General features: G+C 53.3%; 1 rRNA gene. It reads left to right on the top strand.

The window, feature by feature from the left end:
• Positions 1-7: 7 nt before the first annotated feature.
• Positions 8-480: ribosomal RNA gene (locus AAZR23_RS20720) — 16S ribosomal RNA — on the top strand; the annotation flags it as partial.

Below are 480 nucleotides of genomic sequence, written 5' to 3'. Positions count from 1 at the left end.
ACACTTTTAATTGAAGAGTTTGATCATGGCTCAGATTGAACGCTGGCGGCAGGCCTAACACATGCAAGTCGGGCGGTAACAGGGAGAAGCTTGCTTCTCTGCTGACGAGCGGCGGACGGGTGAGTAATGTATGGGGATCTGCCTGATGGAGGGGGATAACTACTGGAAACGGTAGCTAATACCGCATAATGTCTCCGGACCAAAGCGGGGGACCTTCGGGCCTCGCACCATCAGATGAACCCATATGGGATTAGCTAGTAGGTAAGGTAACGGCTTACCTAGGCGACGATCCCTAGCTGGTCTGAGAGGATGATCAGCCACACTGGGACTGAGACACGGCCCAGACTCCTACGGGAGGCAGCAGTGGGGAATATTGCACAATGGGCGCAAGCCTGATGCAGCCATGCCGCGTGTATGAAGAAGGCCTTCGGGTTGTAAAGTACTTTCAGTCGGGAGGAAGGTGTTAAGGTTAATAACCTT

Source organism: Morganella sp. Je.2.23 (genome assembly GCF_051129855.1).
GTDB lineage: Bacteria > Pseudomonadota > Gammaproteobacteria > Enterobacterales > Enterobacteriaceae > Morganella > Morganella sibonii.
This window is presented reverse-complemented; position numbering and strand designations above follow the sequence as displayed.